The 16,601-nt window shown below is 70.0% G+C and carries 14 protein-coding genes and 1 tRNA gene; 4 read left to right on the plus strand and 11 right to left on the minus strand.

The window, feature by feature from the left end:
* Positions 1 to 42: 42 nt before the first annotated feature.
* Positions 43 to 696, minus strand: coding sequence for a response regulator (locus tag ACFWDI_RS31720; protein WP_327322934.1), 654 nt, complete (start codon positions 694 to 696; stop codon positions 43 to 45).
* Positions 697 to 789: 93 nt separating this feature from the next.
* Here ACFWDI_RS31720 and ACFWDI_RS31725 point away from each other — a divergent pair.
* Both ACFWDI_RS31725 and ACFWDI_RS31730 read left to right on the plus strand, forming a co-directional pair.
* Positions 790 to 872: transfer RNA gene (locus ACFWDI_RS31725), tRNA-Leu, on the plus strand.
* Positions 873 to 959: 87 nt separating this feature from the next.
* Entirely contained in the window at positions 960 to 1,748 is a 789-nt protein-coding gene (locus tag ACFWDI_RS31730; protein WP_385309292.1) for a helix-turn-helix domain-containing protein, read from the plus strand.
* A gap of 31 nt (positions 1,749 to 1,779) precedes the next feature.
* On the opposite strand, the gene pyk is transcribed toward ACFWDI_RS31730, so the two are convergent.
* The gene (pyk, locus tag ACFWDI_RS31735; protein WP_385309293.1) at positions 1,780 to 3,213 is read right to left on the minus strand and encodes a pyruvate kinase; all 1,434 of its coding nucleotides are present in this window, start codon (positions 3,211 to 3,213) and stop codon (positions 1,780 to 1,782) included.
* 143 nt (positions 3,214 to 3,356) lie between these two features.
* Entirely contained in the window at positions 3,357 to 4,070 is a 714-nt protein-coding gene (locus ACFWDI_RS31740) for an SIMPL domain-containing protein (protein WP_327322937.1), read from the minus strand.
* Between the two features lie 168 nt (positions 4,071 to 4,238).
* On the opposite strand from ACFWDI_RS31740, the gene ACFWDI_RS31745 reads away from it, so the two are divergent.
* Complete coding sequence (locus ACFWDI_RS31745) at positions 4,239 to 6,044, plus strand: bifunctional metallophosphatase/5'-nucleotidase (protein WP_385309295.1); 1,806 nt, start codon at positions 4,239 to 4,241, stop codon at positions 6,042 to 6,044.
* Between the two features lie 19 nt (positions 6,045 to 6,063).
* Here the strand turns inward: ACFWDI_RS31745 and ACFWDI_RS31750 are convergent, their stop codons facing one another.
* The 7 genes from ACFWDI_RS31750 to ACFWDI_RS31780 form a co-directional block, all read right to left on the minus strand.
* On the minus strand, positions 6,064 to 7,476 hold the full coding sequence (locus tag ACFWDI_RS31750; RefSeq protein WP_385309297.1) for a lysine N(6)-hydroxylase/L-ornithine N(5)-oxygenase family protein: 1,413 nt from the start codon (positions 7,474 to 7,476) through the stop codon (positions 6,064 to 6,066).
* A complete protein-coding gene (locus tag ACFWDI_RS31755) occupies positions 7,473 to 8,873 on the minus strand; it encodes a pyridoxal phosphate-dependent decarboxylase family protein (RefSeq protein ID WP_385309299.1) in 1,401 nt (466 codons plus the stop codon). The genes ACFWDI_RS31750 and ACFWDI_RS31755 overlap by 4 nt, the downstream gene beginning before the upstream one ends.
* 315 nt (positions 8,874 to 9,188) lie before the next feature.
* Positions 9,189 to 11,678, minus strand: a complete 2,490-nt coding sequence (pepN, locus tag ACFWDI_RS31760) for an aminopeptidase N (RefSeq protein ID WP_385309301.1) — start codon at positions 11,676 to 11,678, stop codon at positions 9,189 to 9,191.
* A 70-nt stretch (positions 11,679 to 11,748) separates the two neighbouring features.
* Complete coding sequence (locus tag ACFWDI_RS31765) at positions 11,749 to 12,150, minus strand: type II toxin-antitoxin system VapC family toxin (RefSeq protein WP_385309303.1); 402 nt, start codon at positions 12,148 to 12,150, stop codon at positions 11,749 to 11,751.
* Complete coding sequence (locus tag ACFWDI_RS31770) at positions 12,147 to 12,443, minus strand: type II toxin-antitoxin system prevent-host-death family antitoxin (protein WP_327322943.1); 297 nt, start codon at positions 12,441 to 12,443, stop codon at positions 12,147 to 12,149. Before ACFWDI_RS31770 ends, ACFWDI_RS31765 begins: the two co-directional genes overlap by 4 nt.
* 84 nt (positions 12,444 to 12,527) lie before the next feature.
* A complete protein-coding gene (locus ACFWDI_RS31775; protein WP_385309402.1) occupies positions 12,528 to 12,833 on the minus strand; it encodes a chorismate mutase in 306 nt (101 codons plus the stop codon).
* A gap of 20 nt (positions 12,834 to 12,853) precedes the next feature.
* Entirely contained in the window at positions 12,854 to 13,732 is an 879-nt protein-coding gene (locus tag ACFWDI_RS31780; RefSeq protein ID WP_327322945.1) for an AraC family transcriptional regulator, read from the minus strand.
* Positions 13,733 to 13,888: 156 nt separating this feature from the next.
* Between ACFWDI_RS31780 and ACFWDI_RS31785 the strand changes: the two genes are divergently transcribed.
* The gene (locus tag ACFWDI_RS31785; RefSeq protein WP_385309305.1) at positions 13,889 to 15,637 is read left to right on the plus strand and encodes a beta-galactosidase; all 1,749 of its coding nucleotides are present in this window, start codon (positions 13,889 to 13,891) and stop codon (positions 15,635 to 15,637) included.
* A 95-nt stretch (positions 15,638 to 15,732) separates the two neighbouring features.
* Here the strand turns inward: ACFWDI_RS31785 and ACFWDI_RS31790 are convergent, their stop codons facing one another.
* Positions 15,733 to 16,491: a S1 family peptidase gene (locus tag ACFWDI_RS31790; protein ID WP_385309307.1), complete on the minus strand. Its 759-nt coding sequence runs from the start codon at positions 16,489 to 16,491 to the stop codon at positions 15,733 to 15,735.
* Positions 16,492 to 16,601 lie beyond the last annotated feature (110 nt).

The raw sequence follows: 16,601 nt of genomic DNA on the forward strand, positions 1-16,601 counted from the left end.
GGCCCGCACCCCGAGCTCGGGGTGCGGGCCTCTCCGTATGCCCTACTCGCCCTTCGCGGCCTTCTTCTCCTCGGCGTCCTCGATGACCGCCTCGGCGACCTGCTGCATCGACAGCCGCCGGTCCATCGAGGTCTTCTGGATCCACCGGAACGCCGCGGGCTCCGTCAGCCCGTACTGCGTCTGCAGAATGCTCTTCGCGCGGTCGACCAGCTTCCGCGTCTCCAGCCGCATGGAGAGGTCCGCGACCTCCTGCTCCAGCGCCTTCAGCTCGGCGAACCGGGAGACGGCCATCTCGATCGCCGGCACGACGTCGCTCTTGCTGAACGGCTTCACCAGATACGCCATGGCTCCGGCGTCCCGGGCCCGCTCCACGAGATCGCGCTGCGAGAACGCGGTCAGCATCAGGACGGGGGCGATGGACTCCTCGGCGATCTTCTCCGCCGCGGAGATCCCGTCGAGGACGGGCATCTTCACATCGAGAATGACCAGGTCGGGGCGGTGCTCCCGGGCGAGCTCGACGGCCCGCTGACCGTCACCGGCCTCGCCGACGACCGCGTAGCCCTCTTCCTCGAGCATCTCTTTGAGGTCGAGCCGGATGAGCGCCTCGTCCTCGGCGATCACGACGCGGGTCGTCAGCGGAGGGACGTGCGACTTGTCGTCATCGGCGACGGGCTGGGGCGAGTCGGGGGCGGTCACGGGACTCCTCATTCAAAGGCAGGGTGCTCACCATGAGCCTACCCAGCAGCAGCGGCGTGTGGTGACCCGGTACACTTCCGGGCAGCTGATCGCGCCGGGTTGGTGGAACGGTATACACGGAGGTCTCAAACACCTCTGCCTGAGAGGGCTTGCGGGTTCGAATCCCGCACCCGGCACTTCTTCCCAGAAAGCGGATGTCCACGTTCTCGTGAACATCCGCTTTTTGCTGCTCGTCGCCACAATCAGTCACACAGAGTGGCGGCATGAGCTTCCATGGCACAGAGGTGCGACAGCAAGCCCTCACGCTGCTGCGAGGCGGGACGAGGAATGCCGAGGTAGCCCGCCGGCTGGATGTCCCGCCCGGCACCGTCAGCTATTGGCTGCACATGGATCGCGCCAAGCGCGGAGAGTGTCCAGGCAAACACGATCCCAAGTGCCCTCGGTGCGATGGCCGAGAGCTCGATGAGGCCGCATACTCCTACCTTCTCGGGCTCTACCTCGGAGACGGGCACATCATCCAGTACTCAGGACACAGAGTCCCCAGCCTCATGATCACCTGCGCCGAGTCCTGGCCAGGCCTGATGGACGAGTGTGAGCGCGCGATGCGCGCAATCTTCCCGGACAACTCAGTCTGCCGCGTCCGCAGGACCGGGTGCCGCAACGTGAAGGTCTACTCGAACCACCTGTGGTGCATGTTCCCCCAGCACGGAGCAGGCATGAAGCACGAGCGGCCGATCATCCTGGAGTCCTGGCAGCAGGAGATCGTGGACGCGCACCCTTGGGAGTTCGTCCGCGGCCTCATCCACTCCGACGGATGCCGGAACATGAACTGGACCACTCGCCTCGTCGGCGGCGAGCGGAAGCGCTACGAATATCCCCGCTACTGGTTCACCAATGTCTCGGACGACATCCGGCAGCTCTACACGGACACTCTCGACAAGCTCGGCATCGAGTGGAAGCACTGCACCCGCGCCGGGAAGCCGTACAACATCTCCGTCGCCAAGCGCGCGTCTGTCGCGCTGATGGACGCCCACGTCGGGCCGAAGTACTGACGCCCCGGCCCGACAGATACGTACCCGCCACCTACTTCGGGCTGTCGTCCTCGCCGATGTGGTGTACCCGTACGAGGTTCGTCGAGCCCGCGACCCCGGGCGGGGAGCCGGCCGTGATGACCACGATGTCGCCCTTTTCGCAGCGGCCGATCTTCAGCAGCTCCTCGTCGACCTGGGCCACCATGGCATCGGTGGAGTCGACGTGCGGACCGAGGAAGGTCTCCACGCCCCAGGTGAGGTTGAGCTGGGAGCGGGTGGCCGCGTCCGGTGTGAAGGCCAGCAGCGGGATCGGCGAGCGGTAGCGGGAGAGCCGCCTGACGGTGTCGCCGGACTGTGTGAAGGCGACCAGGAACTTCGCGCCCAGGAAGTCGCCCATCTCGGCTGCCGCTCGGGCCACCGCTCCGCCCTGTGTACGGGGCTTGTTGCGCTCGGTCAGCGGCGGCAGGCCCTTGGCGAGGACGTCCTCCTCGGCCGCCTCGACGATGCGGCTCATCGTCCGCACCGTCTCGACGGGGTACTTCCCGACGCTCGTCTCGCCCGACAGCATCACGGCATCGGTGCCGTCGATGACGGCATTGGCGACGTCGGACGCCTCCGCGCGCGTGGGGCGGGAGTTGTCGATCATCGAGTCGAGCATCTGGGTCGCGACGATGACCGGCTTGGCGTTGCGCTTGGCGAGCTTGATGGCGCGCTTCTGGACGATCGGCACCTGCTCGAGAGGCATTTCCACGCCGAGATCGCCGCGGGCGACCATGATGCCGTCGAAAGCGGCCACGATGTCGTCGATGTTCTCGACGGCCTGGGGCTTCTCGATCTTGGCGATCACGGGAAGCCGGCGGCCCTCCTCCGCCATGATGCGGTGCACGTCGTCGACGTCGCGTCCGCTGCGTACGAAGGAGAGGGCGATGATGTCGGCGCCGATACGCAGGGCCCAGCGGAGGTCTTCGATGTCCTTCTCGGAGAGCGCGGGCACGGAGACGGCCACGCCGGGGAGGTTGAGGCCCTTGTGGTCGGAGACCATGCCGCCCTCGACGACGGTGGTGCGGACCCGGGGGCCGTCGACCGCGGTCACCAGGAGGGCGACCTTGCCGTCGTCGACGAGGATGCGCTCTCCGGTGGTGACATCGGCGGCGAGGCCCTGGTAGGTGGTGCCGCAGATTTCGCGGTCGCCTTCCGTCTCCTCGACCGTGATGGTGAATTCATCGCCGCGTTCAAGCAGTACGGGTCCTTCGCGGAAGCGTCCGAGTCGGATCTTCGGACCTTGAAGGTCGGCGAGTACGCCGACACTGCGGCCCGATTCGTCGGAGGCCTTGCGTACGCGCTGGTAGCGCTCCTCGTGCTCGGCGTAGGTGCCGTGGCTGAGGTTGAAGCGGGCGATGTCCATTCCGGCTTCGACCAGTGCCTTGATCTGGTCGTATGTGTCGGTGGCGGGCCCAAGAGTACAGACGATCTTTGCTCGGCGCATGATTCGAGCGTAGGGCTTACCGGCCGGTAGAGAATTGGCCGCGCATGACTACTCAACAACCTTTACGTGAAGCCTTATTGACAAGTGTTGAATTGTGCGCGGGGGCGCTCCGATGAGCATTTCAGTCGCCGGAGCCGCCCCCGTCACAGCTGCGGCGGCGTCATCGTAAAGCGGGCGTTGACCTGGGCGTAGACGGTCTGGCGCTGCGGCTCCAGATCGAGGGCCGGGGCCATCTCGGCGCTGTCGGTGCCGCCGTATGCGGCCATGCGCATGCCACCGGGCGTCGGAGGCAGTCCGTACGCGACGGCGTTCTCCGCGCCGAGGTCGGCCAGCTCCACCAGCGCGGCCAGCCGCGCACCCAGGGCCTCGGCGTATTCGCGGGCTCGCTGGACGGCCTCCTTCACCGCCTGGCGGCGGGCCTCGCCATGGGCGGGCGAGTCCGGGCGCAGGGCCCACCAGGGGCCGTCCACTCGGGTCAGCTCAAGATCCGCGAGGCGTGTGGTGAGCTCGCCGAGCGCGGTGAAGTCGCTGAGCTCGGCGGTGATGTGGACGCGGCCGTAGTAGGCGCGGACGCGTTCGCCGCGGCCGTGCCGCGTGAGCTCCGGAGTGATCGAGAAGGCGCCGGTCTCCAGCTTCTCCACCGATTCGCCGTAGGACTTGATCAGGTCAAGGACCGCGGAGTTGCGGCGGGTGAGGTCCTCCAGCGCGCTGCGCCGGTCCGTGCCGCGCGCGCTGACCGCGACGCCGATCCTGGCGATCTCGGGGTCGAACTCCAGGCGCGCCTCGCCGCGCACGGCGACGCGCGGCGTCTCCGGTGTGCCGTACGGCGCGGCGGTGTTGGGTGCGTCGGTGGTCACGGGAGGCTCCCTCGTACTTCGTGGTGGTGCCGGCGGACGTCATGGACACTCTCGCATCCCGGGCGGGACAACCGGCGGACACCAGATCGAAACTCGCGAGGGGTGTTGCCGGATACTGCTCCTGCGTCAGAATCTACGCGCGTTGTGCACCGATACGAGGGAGACCAAATGCCGCTGAACCGTAGGACGTTCCTGGAGCGGTCGGCCGCCGCCGGGGCCGGTGTTGCCGTCGCGGGCGCCACCGCGCTGCCCGCCGGGGCGGCCGAGCAGGGCCACAGCCACGGGCGTCCGCCGAAGCGGTACTCCTTCACCGTCATGGGCACCACGGACCTGCACGGCAATGTCTTCAACTGGGACTACTTCACGGACAAGGAGTTCGACGACAAGACCCACAACGACGTGGGCCTGGCGAAGATCTCGACGCTCGTGGAGAAGATCCGCAAGGAGAAGGGCCGGCGCAACACGCTCCTCATCGACGCCGGTGACACCATCCAGGGCACCCAGCTCTCGTACTACTACGCCAAGGTCGACCCGATCACGGCGAAGCGCGGTCCCGTGCACCCGATGGCGCAGGCCATGAACGCGATCGGCTATGACGCCGCGGCGCTCGGCAACCACGAGTTCAACTACGGCATTCCGGTGCTGCGCAAGTTCGAGGAGCAGTGCGACTTCCCGCTGCTCGGTGCGAACGCGCTGGACGCCAAGACGCTCCGGCCGGCCTTCCGCCCGTACAGCATGCACCGGCTGCGCACGCCCTGCGGCCGCGATGTGAAGGTCGCCGTCCTCGGCCTCACCAACCCCGGCATCGCCATCTGGGACAAGGCCAACGTCCAGGGGAAGATGACTTTCCCTGGTCTGGAGGAGCAGGCCGCGAAGTGGGTGCCGAAGCTGCGCTCCATGGGTGCGGACGTGGTGATTGTCTCCGCCCACTCGGGCTCCAGCGGCACGTCGTCCTACGGTGACCAGCTCCCGTACATCGAGAACGCCGCCGGTCTGGTGGCGGAGCAGGTGCCCGGTATCGACGCGATCCTCGTCGGCCACGCGCACACCGAGATCGCCGAGTACTTCGTCGCCAACAAGGAGACCGGCAAGAAGGTCGTGCTCTCCGAGCCGCTGAAGTGGGGCCAGCGGCTCACGCTGTTCGACTTCGATCTGGTGTGGGAGAAGGGCCGCTGGACGGTCGAGAAGGTCGGCGCGCAGGTCCTCAACTCCAACACGGCTGACGAGGACCCGAAGATCACGGGGCTGCTCGGCGACGAGCACAAGAAGGTCGTCGCGTACGTCAATCAGGTCATCGGCACCTGCACCACCGCTATGACCACGGCCGACGCGCCGTGGAAGGACGAGCCGATCATCGATCTGATCAATCACGTCCAGGCGGAGACGGTGAAGGCGGCGCTGGCCGGCGGCCAGTACGCGGCGCTGCCCGTCCTCTCGCAGGCGTCCTGTTTCTCGCGCACGGCGGCGATCCCGGCCGGCCAGGTGACGATCAGGGACGCCGCAGGCCTTTACGTCTTCGAGAACACTCTGGAGGCGCGGCTGCTGACGGGCGGGCAGCTCAAGGACTATCTGGAGTTCTCGGCGCGGTACTACGTGCAGACTCCGGCCGGCGGTCCCGTCGACACCGCCAAGCTGACCAACGCCGACAACACTCCGGACTACAACTACGACGCGGTCTCGGGTCTGACGTACGAGATCGACATCGCCAAGCCGGCGGGTTCGCGGATCGTGAATCTGTCCTTCGACGGCAAGCCGATCGACGTGGCGGCGCAGTTCGTGCTGGCCGTCAACAACTACCGGGCGAGTGGCGGCGGAAACTTCCCGCATGTCGCCAAGTCTCAGCAGCTGTGGGCGAATTCGGAGGAGATCCGGAACACGATCATCAACTGGGTGAAGGCGAAGGGCACGGTCGACCCCGCGCAGTTCGCGACGGTGGGCTGGAAGCTGACCCGGGACGGCGCGCCCGTCTTCTAGTGGTTTCGTCGCGAGGCGTTCAGATTCCCCGGGCGAGGGGCGTCAGCTCCGGCGCCGGTGCGGGGATGCCGGGCGCCTCGCGTCGTTCCAGACCGAAGCTGGTGAAGGCGGTGCGGCGCGGCAGCGGGTAGGGCTCCTTGCCGGTGAGGGAATTGAGGATGCTCGCGCTGCGCCAGGCCGCGAGGCCGAGGTCGGGGGCGCCGACGCCGTGCGTGTGCCGTTCGGCGTTCTGTACGTATACGGAGCCGGTGACCGAGCCGTCGAGGACGAGCCGGAACTGGTCGTCGATGTGCGGTCGGCCTGCCGCGTCGCGGCGCACATACGGGTCGATACCGGCGAGCATCCGGTCGAGCGGGCGCTCGCGGTAGCCGGTGGCGAGGACCACGGCGTCGGTGGTGAGGCGTGAGCGGGTGCCCTGCTGGGCGTGCTCGAGGTGGAGTTCGACCTTGGTGGTGGCGACGCGGCCCGCGGTGCGTACACAGACGCCGGGCGTGAGGACGGCGTCTGGCCAGCCGCCGTGCAGGGTGCGGCGGTAGAGCTCGGCGTGGATCGCGGCGATGGTGTCGGCGTCGATGCCCTTGTGGAGCTGCCACTGGCGCGGGACGAGCGCGTCGCGGGTCCGCTCGGGCAGGGCGTGGAAGTAGCGGGTGTAGTCGGGCGTGAAGTGCTCCAGGCCGAGTTTGGAGTACTCCATCGGCGCGAACGCCTCGGAACGGGCCAGCCAGTGGATCTTCTCGGCTCCCTCGGGCCGGGCGCGCAGCAGATCGAGGAAGACCTCGGCGCCCGACTGTCCCGAGCCGATGATCGTGATGTGGTCGGCGGCCAGCAGCCGCTGCCGGTTGTCGAGGTAGTCCGCGGAGTGGATGACCGGGACGGCGGGGGCTTCGGCGAGGGGCTTGAGCGGCTCGGGGATGTACGGCTCGGTGCCGACGCCGAGCGCGATGTGCCGGCTGTACGCGCGGCCCAGCGCCTCCGCCCCGCCGTCGGCGTCGAGCTGGGTGAAGTCGACCTCGAAGAGGGAGCGTTCGGGGTTCCAGCGGACGGCGTCGATCTGGTGGCCGAAGTGCAGGCTCGGGAGACGGTCGCTGACCCAGCGGCAGTAGTCGTCGTACTCGGAGCGCTGGATGTGGAACCGCTCGGCGAAGTAGAAGGGGAAGAGCCGGTCCCGGGCGCGCAGGTAGTTGAGGAACGTCCAGGGGCTGGCCGGGTCGGCGAGGGTCACCAGGTCGGCGAGGAAGGGGACTTGGAGCGTCGCGCCCTCGATCAGCAGGCCGGGATGCCAGTGGAAGGCGGGCCGCTGCTCGTAGAAGGTGGCGGCGATACCGCCGGGGACGCGGTCGGCGAGCGCGGCGAGGGAGAGGTTGAACGGGCCGATACCGATGCCCACGAGGTCTTGGGGCTGAGCGCGTTCGGTCGGGGGCGTGCCGGTCATCGGGGGGTGCTGCCTTCCGCGAGTTCGATCAGGACTTCTTGGATCAGAGCTGCCAGGTCGCCGGGGGTGGCGTGGGGGTTGAGGAGGGTGGCCTTGAGCCAGAGGCGGTCGTCCACGCGGGCCCGGCCGAGGACCGCGCGGCCTTCGGCGAGGAGCGTGCGGCGGATGTCGGCGGTCTGTTCGTCGGTGGCCGTGGCCGGTCGGAACAGGACGGTGGAGAGCGTGGGCCGCTCGTACAGCTCGAGGCCGGGGGTCTTCTCGATGAGGTCGGCGAGGTGGTGGGCGGCGGCGCAGGTGCGGTCGACGAGTGCGCCGAGGCCGGTGCGGCCCAGCGCTCTGAGGGTGACGGCGATCTTGAGGATGTCGGGGCGTCGGGTCGTACGCAGGGAGCGGCCCAGCAGGTCGGGCAGGCCTGCTTCGGTGTCGTCGTCGGCGTTGAGGTAGTCGGCGGTGTGGCCGAGTGGGGCGAGGCGGGCCCGGTCCGGTACGGCGAGCAGACCTGCGGCGACCGGCTGCCAGCCCATTTTGTGCAGATCGATGGTGACGGAGTGGGCGCGGTCCAGGCCGTTCAGCAGGGAGCGGCGGGATGCGCTGAAGAGCAGCGGTCCGCCGTAGGCCGCGTCGACATGGAGCTCGACGCCGTGCCGCTCGCAGAGGTCGGCGATCTCGGGCAGCGGATCGATTCGCCCGGTGTCGGTGGTCCCCGCGGTGGCGGCGACGAGGAGCGGGCCGTACAGATCGGTGAGGGCGTCGTCCAGGGCGGCGAGGTCGATGGTGCCGGAGGAGGCGGGGACGGTGACCGGCTCGGGCAGGCCCAGCAGCCAGGCGGCGCGGTGTACGGAGTGGTGGGTGCCGGCTCCGCAGACGACCTGGACGGCGCCGTGGCGTTCGCGGGCCAGCAGCAGGGCGAGCTGGTTGGACTCGGTGCCGCCGGTGGTGACCAGGGCGTCGGGGTCGGGCCCGCGCGGGTAGACCTCGGCGGCGAGGGTGCGGGTGGCGGCGACCTCCAGCTCGGACGCGGCGGGGGCCTGGTCCCAGGAGTCCATGGAGGGGTTGAGCGCGGACGCGGCGAGATCGGCGGCGACGGCGAGTGCGAGTGGCGGGGTGTGCAGATGGGCGGCGCACAGCGGGTCCGCCGGGTCGGCCGCGCCCTGCGCGACGGCGTGGACGAGGCTGCGGAGTGCCTCTTCGGCGCCGGTGCCGCGCTCGGGGAGCAGCGGCTCGGCGGCCTCGCGGAGCCGCGCGGCGACGGTCTCGGGGCCGCCTGCCGGGAGCGGCCCGCCGCGTTCCGCCGCGCCGTCGTGGAGTGCGTCGAGCACGACGGCGAGCAGCGGCCGCAGGGCGTCGGGTCCTGCGGTGCCTCCGGCGAGGGCCGGGCCAGGGGGCGGCGTACTCATGCGGGGTCCTTCGGGGAGCGCGGAGGTGGCACAACCCCAGGGTGTACGGGTGATCCCGTGGGGTGTCCGCAGAGCTCAACGATCCGAACCCGAAAGTGGTACCGCGTTGGGGAAGGGGGGAGTTGGGTTGAGGGTCGCTGCTATGACGGACGGGGTTCCGTTTCCCCGTCCCGCCCCTTCCCGCTGTGCCGATGTGCGGTTCCGCCGTGTGCCGGACGGGCTGGAATTCAGCCCGCCCGGCGATTGATGCAGCCCGCCCGGCGATTGAGGACACGCCCGAGGGGCGTCCGGGGGCGGCAGCCCCCGGCCCACCGGCTACCCGCCGCGTACCGCCAACGCCCGGCGCAGATCGTCGAGTTGGTCGACGAGCTTGCGGCGCAGCGCCGGGATCATCTCCGCGTCGCGCAGGCACTCCTCGCCCAGCCCCAGCGTCTCCGCGTCCACGGCGTGCAACGGGAAGGCGTAGCGGCCCGCGGCATCCGCTATCGCGGGTCCGCGGCGGGCGGCGAGCGCGACCGAGTCGGGGTAGTAGCGGGGCACGTACTCGCGTACCAGATCGGCCTGTTCGGGCTGCCAGAAGCCCTGGGCTGTGGCGGTGAAGAGGTAGTTGGAGAGGGTGTCGGAGGTGAAGAGGCGTTCCCAGGCGGCCGCCTTGGCCTCCGGAGTGGGCAGTGCGGCGCGGCAGCGGGCCGCGCCTTCCTGGCCGGTGGCGCTGGGGTCCCGGTCCAGTTCCGCGGCGATCGCCTTGTCGTCGGTCGCGCCGAGGACGGCGAGGCGGTACAGGATGCGCCAGCGCAGCTCCGGGTCGAGCTCCGGGCCGCCGGGCACGCTGCCGTCGCCGAGCCACTCCTGGAGCGTCTCCGGCTGTGCGGCGGCGTCGATGAAGTGGCGTACGGCGGTGAGGCGCAGGCCCTGGTCGCTGCCGTCCTCGGTGCGGCGCAGCAGTGCGCGGCAGATGTCCCTGAGTGCGGCGAGGGCGGCGGGCCGGTCCTCGTCGGGGAGGTAGCGGTCGGCGAGCTGCGTCGCGGCGAAGGTGAGGATGCCCTGGACGACCGCGAGGTCCGACTCGCGCGGGAGGTGGGCGCGGGCCGCCTCCAGATAGGCGGTGGGGGCGAGCTCGCCGTCGCGGACCATGTCGCGCGCGGCGTTCCAGACGACGGCGCGGGTCAGCGGGTCCGGGATGCCGGAGAGGGAACGTACGGCCGTGTCCCAGGAGGCGGCGTCCAGCCGGACCTTGGCGTAGCTGAGGTCGCCGTCGTTGAGGACGACGAGGGCCGGGCGGCGGCCCGGGTGGGCGCCGTTCCGGCTCTGCGGGATGTCCAGTTCGATACGGTCGCGCAGCACCAGCCGGCCCGCGTCCACCGGGTCGGCGTCGTACGTGCCCACGGCGATGCGGTGCGGGCGGCTGCCGTCGTGCGCGACCGTCAGCGACCATCCGCCCTCGGACTCGGCGATCGCCGGGGTGAGGGTGTCGACACCTGTCGTACGCAGCCAGGACTCGGCCCAGCCGTGCACATCTCGGTCGGTGGCATGCGCGAGTGAGTCGATGAAGTCGGCGAGGGTGGCGTTGGAGAACTTGTGCCGGGCGAAGTGGGTGTTGATACCGGCGAGGAAGTCCTTCTCGCCCAGCCAGGCCACCAGCTGGCGCAGCGCCGAGGCGCCCTTGGCGTAGGAGATGCCGTCGAAGTTGAGCATTGCGGAGGCGGTGTCGGGGACGGCTTCCGGGTCGGGGGCGACCGGGTGGGTGGAGGGCCGCTGGTCGGCGTCGTAACCCCAGGACTTGCGGCCGATTCCGAAGTCGACCCAGGTGTCGGTGAAGCGGGTGGCCTCGGTGAGGGTCTGGTAGCCCATGTACTCGGCGAAGGATTCGTTCAGCCAGATGTCGTCCCACCACTTGAGGGTGACGAGGTCGCCGAACCACATATGGGCCATCTCGTGGGCGATGACCATGGCACGGGTCTGCCGCTCGGTGTCGGTGACGGCGGAGCGGTAGATGAACTCGTCGCGGAAGGTGACCAGGCCCGGGTTCTCCATCGCGCCGGCGTTGAACTCGGGCACGAAGGCCTGGTCGTACGAGTCGAAGGGGTACGGCTCCTCGAACTTCTCGTGGTACCGGTCGTAGCACTGGCGCGTGATCTCGAGGATCTCCTCGGCGTCCGCGTCGAGGTACGGCGCCAGCGAGCGGCGGCAGTGGATGCCGAAGGGCAGTCCGGCGTGCTCGCTGTGCACGGAGTGCCAGGGGCCGGCGGCGACGGCGACGAAGTAGGTGGCGAGCGGCGGCGTTTCCGCGCAGGTCCAGCGGCCTTCGCCGTTCGGGGTGGCGATGCCGTTGCCCAGCACGCTCCAGCCCTCGGGGGCGGTGACGGAGAGCTCGAAGACGGCTTTGAGGTCGGGCTGGTCGAAGGCGGCGAAGACGCGCTGGACGTCTTCCATGAAGAGCTGGGTGTAGACGTACGTCTCACCGTCGGTGGGGTCGGTGAAGCGGTGCATGCCTTCGCCGGTGCGGGAGTAGCGCATGTCCGCCTCGACGCGCAGCTCGTGCTCGCCGGCGGTGAGGCCGGTGAGCGCGAGCCGGTTCTCGGCCAGTTTCTCGGGGTCGAGCGGCTGCCCGTCGAGGGTGACGGAGCGCAGTACGGCGGGCTTGAGTTCGACGAAGGTGTCCCCGGCCGCACGTGCGGTGAACTGGATGACGGTTCGGGAGTCGAAGGTCTCCTCGCCGGTGGTGAGATCGAGGTCGATCGTGTACCGCTGGACGTCGAGGAGCTGGGCTCGGGTCTGCGCTTCGTCGCGCGTCAGTACGGGCATGGGGGCCATGCTGCCCGATGGGTCCTGCTCCGCACACGGGGTATTGATTGCGCTGTCAGCGCACGCGCTTCTACGCGCCGGGGGCCTCGACCGGCAGGTCCCGCTCCGTGGCCGCCGCGGCCAGCCGCTTGTCGTAGGTGACGAACGCGGTCAGCGCCTGTTCGAGGTGTTCGGCACACGCCAGGTGGATCGCGTCGAGGCTGCGCAGGTGGCGCTGCGGGAACTGGCCGGCTGCGCGCAGGATCGGGTCGGTGAGACGGATGCGCAGTACGCGGTCGAGCATCTCCTCTGCGGCGTCCCCCACTTCGGGCTCCGCCCCTACGCGTACGAGTGTGCGGGCCACCTCGGTCTGGGTGAGCGCGGCGGTGACATGGCCTTCCGCGGCCCGTGCGGCCAGAAAGGTGCGCAGCGCGTCCGTCTCGGGCTCGGGGAGGAGCAGCTTCAGCAGCGCGCAGGTATCGAGGTAGATCAACGGTCCTCTTCCTCTCGCATCGCCAGCAGAACCTCGGAGAGCCGGGCGGGCGGACCGGGACGGGCGGCCAGTGGCTGCCAGTCGCCGAGCCCGCGGGCGGATTCCGCGTTCTCCGGGTCGACGGTGCCCGTGCGGACGAGGTCTTCCATCACCCGCTGCTCCGGGTCCGGCGGGGCGAGCACCGCAACGAGCCTGCCGTTGCGCGTGATCTCCACGCGCTCCCCGGCCGCGACCCTCTCGATGAGTTCGCTCGCGTGCTGCTGAAGCTGGCGGATCGGCACTCTTGTGGTCATAGCACCCACGCTACGAGTAGCGTGCGGCACTTTCCAGCAGCGTGCGGCCCTTTCGCCCGTACGAAGTACGTAGGGGCGGTGCGGTCAGGAGCGGGCGATCGTCTCGTGGTGGCGGATGACCTCGGCGATGATGAAGTTCAGCAGCTTCTCGGCGAACGCCGGATCCAGTTTGGCGCTCTCCGCCAGCTGCCGCAGCCGCTCGATCTGGCGGGCCTCGCGGGCCGGGTCGGCGGGCGGCAGATGGTGCCGCGCCTTGAGGTGGCCGACCTGCTGGGTGCACTTGAAGCGCTCGGCGAGCATATGGACGACCGCCGCGTCGATGTTGTCGATGCTCTCGCGCAGCCTGTTCAGTTCGGCGCGTACGGTCTCGTCGGAGTCCCTCGTGGTCATGGTCAGCGAGCTTACGTCGATCACGTGGTGATCGTCGGGGGGTGTTCGGGGTCCGGGATCTGGTTGCTCCAGCCGCCGGGGACGGTGCGGCCCTGCTGCTCACGGAAGCGGATGGGCGCGATGCCGACACGGCGGGTGAACAGCCGGGAGAAGTAGGCCGGGTCTTCGTAGCCGATGCGGCGGGCGACGGCGGCGACGGGCAGTTCGGTGGCCGCGAGCAGTTCCTTCGCGCGGCCGAGGCGGATGCCGAGCAGGTAGTCCTTGGGGCTGCAGCCCGCGCCGCGGCGAACGGCGCTGCGCAGTTCGGCGGGGGTCATTCCGTGCCGAGCCGCGTGTTCGGCGACGGACAGCGGCTGGAAGGCGTCGCGCGCGAGTGCGGTGAGCACCGGGTCGCCCTCGGTGTTGGTGTCGGCGCGGGCGCGGCGCAGGGCGACCAGGAGTTCATGGACGGCGGCGCCGGTCTCGACCTCCAGGAGCGGGTTGCCGCGGCGTGCGGCGCGGGCGATACGGCCGACGGCGGCGCGGGCCCCGGCGGCGTCGGAGAGCGGGACGACGGGCCGGTCCGGCTCGATGTAGCCGAGTTCGGTGTAGGTGGCGGTCGCGGGCCCGGTGAAGTCGACGAAACTCTCGTCCCAACCGCCTGCCGGATCGGGACCGTAGTGGTGCGGAACGCCGGGCGTGAGCCAGATCAGAGCGGGCGCGGTCACGGTGGCGCGCCGTCCGTCGGGGCCGCGGAACCAGCCGCGGCCGGCACTGATCACGACGGCGACATGGTGGTCGAGGGTGCGGGGTCCGACGGTGGGCAGGACACCGTGCTGGAGGCCGACGCCGAGACAGGCCAGACCGAGGCGGTGCTGGACGGGGCTCGGGGTGAAATAGCGCATCCAGGTGTGGTACATCCGCTTCCGTCCTCTCCCTGGGCGCCGGCTGCCGAACCTTGCGTCCGACGTTGCGTCCAAACAGCGCCGATCTTTGTCCATGGACCGGCTCGCCGCCAGGGGGCGATGGTGGGCGCGGGCGCCCGGAGGTGAACCGAGCGCAAAAGGGGGTGGATGGTGGCTGAGTTCACTGTGGGTGATACGGACTTCCTGGTGGACGGGCGGCCCGTGCGGCTGCTGTCGGGAGCGCTGCACTACTTCCGGGTGCACGAGGCGCAGTGGGACCACCGGCTGGCGATGCTGCGGGCCATGGGCCTCAACTGCGTCGAGACGTACGTCCCGTGGAATCTGCATGAGCCGGAGCCCGGCCGGTACGCGGACGCCGACGCGCTGGGCCGGTTCCTGGACGCCGCACAGGCGGCAGGCCTGTCGGCGATCGTGCGGCCGGGGCCGTACATCTGCGCCGAGTGGGAGAACGGCGGGCTGCCGTACTGGCTGACCGGACGGCTCGGACGGCGGGTGCGCACGGACGACGCCGAGTATCTGGGGCATGTGGAGCGGTGGTTCACCCGGCTGCTGCCGCAGGTGGTGGAGCGGCAGATCGGGCTCGGCGGCCCGGTGATCATGGTGCAGGTCGAGAACGAGTACGGCAGCTACGGCTCCGACCAGGGCTATCTGCGCCATCTCGTGGATCTGCTGAGGGGCTGCGGGGTGACCGTGCCGCTGTTCACCTCCGACGGGCCCGAGGACCATATGCTCACCGGCGGCTCGGTGCCCGGGGTGCTGGCAACGGTGAACTTCGGGTCGGGGGCCCGTGAGAGCTTCCGGACGCTGCGCCGCCATCAGCCGCAGGGGCCGCTGATGTGCATGGAGTTCTGGTGCGGCTGGTTCGACCACTGGGGCGGGGAGCATGTCGTACGGGATGCGGCGGATGCCGCGGCGGCGCTGCGCGAGATCCTTGAGTGCGGCGCCTCGGTCAATGTCTATATGGCGCACGGCGGCACGAACTTCGCCGGCTGGGCGGGGGCCAACCGGGGTGGCGGCGCGCTGCACATGGGCGGGCTCCAGCCGGACGTCACGTCGTACGACTACGACGCGCCGATCGACGAGTACGGGCGGCCGACGGAGAAGTTCGGGCTGTTCCGGGACGTGCTCGCGCTGTTCCAGGCGGGTCCGCTGCCGGAGCTGCCGCCGGCGCCCGCCGCTCTGGGTGCGCCGGTGCGGGCCGAGCTCACCGAGTGGGCGCCGCTCGAGGAGGTACTGGAGACGCTCGGCGACGATGAGTCGGAGGGGCCTGTTCCGGCCACGTTCGAGGAGCTGGGCGTGGACCGCGGTCTGATCCGCTACCGGGTCGGTGTTCCGGGCCCGCGGCAGCCGTACCCGCTGGGCGTGTCCGGCCTGCGGGACCTGGCCGTCGTGTATGTCGACGGGGTGCGGGCCGGGGTGCTGAGCGGCGAGGACGCCACGCTCGAGGAGCCGGTGGCCGGGCCCGCCGCGGTGGAGCTTTGGGTGGAGTCGCTGGGGCGCGTCAACTACGGGCCGCGGACGGGCGGAGCCAAGGGCATAGCGGGAGGTGTACTGCACGAGCGGCAGTATCTGCACGGCGTACGGGCGCGGGGGCTGCGGCTGGATGCCTTCGAGGAGGCGGACGCGGTCGCGAAGGTGCCGTTCCGCGCGGCGGCCGAGGAGGGGTCGACGGGCCTGTACCGGGCCTCGTTCGAGGTGAGCGAGCCCGGCGACGCGTCGCTGGAACTGCCGGGCTGGACACGGGGCTTCGTCTGGGTGAACGGCTTCAATCTCGGCAGATACTGGTCGGCGGGCCCGCAGCACACGCTGTACGTTCCCGGGCCGGTGCTGCGCGTGGGCACGAACGAGGTGTGGGTGCTGGAGCTGGAGACGGCGGGGACGTCCGTCTGTCTGGGGTGACCTTTTCCCTGGGGCTCCGCCCCGGACCCCGCGCACGGCCGCAGACCGTACGGGGGTCCGGGGCGAAGCCCCGGTAGCCGGCGAAGCCCCGGTGACTAGAGGCCTGCCGCCGCGGACTTGATGGCGGCGGCGAAGGTGGACACCTCGGTGTAGACACCCGGGAAGTTGGGCCGTGCGCAGCCCTCGCCCCAGCTCACGATGCCGACCTGGATCCACGCGTTGTTGTTGTCCTTGCGGAACATCGGGCCGCCGGAGTCACCCTGGCAGGTGTCCACGCCGCCCTGCTTGAGCCCGGCGCAGATCTCCTCGCCGGACACGAGCTCGGGGTACGCCTGCTTGCAGCTGGCGTCGGAGACGAACGGCACCTGGGCCTTGCGGAGGTAGCGCTGCTGGCCGCCGCCCTCGGTGGCCGCGCCCCAGCCGGCGACCGTGAAGGTGCCGTTGTCGTACGCCTTCGTGTCGGCGATCTTCAGGGTCGGGAGGTCGATGTTCTTGGCGAGCTTGATCAGCGCCCAGTCCTTGCCGGTGCCGTTGTAGCCGGGGGCCTGCAGGACCTTGGTCGACTTGACCTTGATGGCGCTGGAGCTCTGCAGGTCGACGACGCCGGCGGTCGCGGTGATGCTGGTGTTGTTGCCGGAACCGTTCACACAGTGGGCGGCGGTCAGCACTATGTTCTTGGCGTACAGCGCACCGCCACAGCCCATGGAGAGCCGGACCATGAACGGGAATTCGCCCTGAGCGGCGCGGGTTCCGCCGACGACGGGCGCCGTGGCGGCCGAGGACGAGGTGGGCTGAAGGCTGATGGCGGCGAGGACGACAGCGCCGGCGGCGGCGCATCTCTGGAGCACTCGCACAAACTGCTTCTTCAACGGAATGCCTTTCGTGGGGGGTTGAGACTTACGCCTGCGCCGGAGTCCACCTCAGCATCGCGCGCGCTGTCATGTGCCGGACAAGCGTGGTCCGG

Origin of the sequence: Streptomyces sp. NPDC060064 (assembly GCF_042736455.1) — a bacterium.
In the GTDB taxonomy this organism is placed as follows: domain Bacteria; phylum Actinomycetota; class Actinomycetes; order Streptomycetales; family Streptomycetaceae; genus Streptomyces.

Excerpts from the sequence above, each read along its gene's own strand:
- ACFWDI_RS31750 (WP_385309297.1), bottom strand. The coding sequence starts at position 7,476 with ATGACCGGCACGCCCCCGACCGAACGCGCTCAGCCCCAAGACCTCGTG.
- ACFWDI_RS31755 (WP_385309299.1), bottom strand. The coding sequence starts at position 8,873 with ATGAGTACGCCGCCCCCTGGCCCGGCCCTCGCCGGAGGCACCGCAGGA.
- pepN (WP_385309301.1), bottom strand. The coding sequence starts at position 11,678 with ATGCCCGTACTGACGCGCGACGAAGCGCAGACCCGAGCCCAGCTCCTC.
- ACFWDI_RS31780 (WP_327322945.1), bottom strand. The coding sequence starts at position 13,732 with ATGTACCACACCTGGATGCGCTATTTCACCCCGAGCCCCGTCCAGCAC.
- pyk (WP_385309293.1), bottom strand. The coding sequence starts at position 3,213 with ATGCGCCGAGCAAAGATCGTCTGTACTCTTGGGCCCGCCACCGACACA.
- ACFWDI_RS31730 (WP_385309292.1), top strand. The coding sequence starts at position 960 with ATGAGCTTCCATGGCACAGAGGTGCGACAGCAAGCCCTCACGCTGCTG.
- ACFWDI_RS31770 (WP_327322943.1), bottom strand. The coding sequence starts at position 12,443 with ATGACCACAAGAGTGCCGATCCGCCAGCTTCAGCAGCACGCGAGCGAA.
- ACFWDI_RS31745 (WP_385309295.1), top strand. The coding sequence starts at position 4,239 with ATGCCGCTGAACCGTAGGACGTTCCTGGAGCGGTCGGCCGCCGCCGGG.
- ACFWDI_RS31775 (WP_385309402.1), bottom strand. The coding sequence starts at position 12,833 with ATGACCACGAGGGACTCCGACGAGACCGTACGCGCCGAACTGAACAGG.